The organism is Streptomyces sp. PsTaAH-137 (genome assembly GCF_003259365.1).
GTDB lineage: Bacteria > Actinomycetota > Actinomycetes > Streptomycetales > Streptomycetaceae > Streptomyces.
Genome location: NZ_QLLY01000097.1, coordinates 1 through 1,547, shown reverse-complemented (window position 1 = coordinate 1,547; position 1,547 = coordinate 1). Strand labels below are relative to the sequence as shown.

1 protein-coding gene is annotated in these 1,547 nt (G+C 72.0%); it reads right to left on the bottom strand.

Annotation, left to right across the window (positions count from 1 at the left end; translation table 11 throughout):
* Positions 1-144 precede the first annotated feature (144 nt).
* Positions 145-1,467 carry a radical SAM protein gene (locus K377_RS41155; protein ID WP_111668718.1) on the bottom strand — a complete coding sequence of 441 codons (1,323 nt, stop codon included), beginning with the start codon at positions 1,465-1,467 and terminating at the stop codon, positions 145-147.
* Positions 1,468-1,547 lie beyond the last annotated feature (80 nt).

Sequence of the window (1,547 nt, the reverse complement as noted above, 5' to 3'; positions counted from 1 at the left end):
CGAATCCGTCCACCATCTCCCGTGCGAGTGCGGCGACTTGAGGGTGGTGGAGCTCGTTGGAGCTGAGGTTCACGCGCGGGTCGGCCGCGCGCCGGTCGCGGACCGCTGTGGCGGGCAGCCCCCACCGCGTCTCGCTGAGGACGGTCATCGCGCCTGCTCCAGTCGCTGCGGGACGCGCTCGGTGACCGGGGTGACCCAGTCCTCGCGGCCGTAGACGAGGCCGTACAGGCGGTGGGCCGTCTCGCGGTCCGGTGCCTCGTCCGGGTGCAGCAGCTGCCGGTTGAAGGCCGACGCCTCGGCGGGGCAGGTCGCGGCGCGCAGCCGGTCCATCGACGAGTACACCGTCGGCCGGACCCGGCCGGAGACCTCGCGGATGGCGCGTACGGTGTTCTCGGCGCCCTCGGGGGTCGTTCCGGGCAGCCCCATGATGACGAAGCAGTTCAGCTCGACGCCGAGCCGGGTGCAGGCCGCGGCGAGTTCTTCGTAGCGCTGCTGCTCCATGCGCTTGAGGCGGGGCAGTGCCGGGTGCCCCGCCGGGTCGAGGGTCTCCACGCCCACGCTGACGCGCACGCAGCCGGAGGCGGCCATCGCTTCCAGGAGGGGCTCGCTGAGGTGGGCGACGGTCGTGGCGCACTTCCACGGGTACGGGCTGCCCAGCGCGATGAGTTCGCGGCACAGCCGCTCGGTCCACTTGCGGTCGAGCGTGAAGGTGGGCGCGTAGAACGCCACGTACTCGAAGGGGTGTGCCGCGAAGCTGTCCCTGATGTAGTCGATGGTCCGCTCGACGGTGAGCCTGCGGTCGCGCAGCCCCTGGAAGGTGGGGACCTCGCAGAACGAGCAGTTCACCGGGCAGCCCCGGGACGCGGGGACGACCAGTTCGCGGCGCTGCGGGATGCCGCAGAACTTGTTCTGGTCGCGCTGGTACATGCGCTCGTAGGCCTGGTACGGGATCTCCTCGACGGCGGGCAGGACCCACTCGGACGCGGGGAGGAAGGTGCCCGGGGCCGCGTCGCGGATGTCCTGGCCGCGCAGGACGACGCCGGGCAGGGGTGCCTGCCCGGTGCCGGCGACGTGGCGGACGTACGCGGCGACGCCGGCCTCGGGGTCGCCGCCGACGACCACCGCGTCCAGGCCGTAGCCGTCGAAGGAGCGGGGTGCCTGGCTGCTCAGCCGTCCGGCGGTGACCACCTTGGTGTCCGGGGACAGGGTGCGCACGTAGGTCAGCAGGCGGGGCAGGTCGTCGACGTTGTCGAAGTCGTTCATGACGGCCAGCACGTCCGCCCGCTCCTGGTAGAGCAGGTCGCCGATCTCTTTCCAGGTGTAGTTCAGGGCGCCCGCGTCGACGGCGCGGACCTCGTCGACCTCGGGCAGGGTGCGCAGGTAGTTGGCCGTCAGGAACGTGCTGATGTGGTGGCCCGCGTTGAAGTAGCTGGGGACGTGCGGCGGCCACAGGACCAGGACCTTCATGCAAGTTCACCTTTCGGTCGCGTGAGGCGGGCGCGGGCCCGGCTCAGCAGGGCCGCGTCGACGGCCGGCCAGGGGGCGGG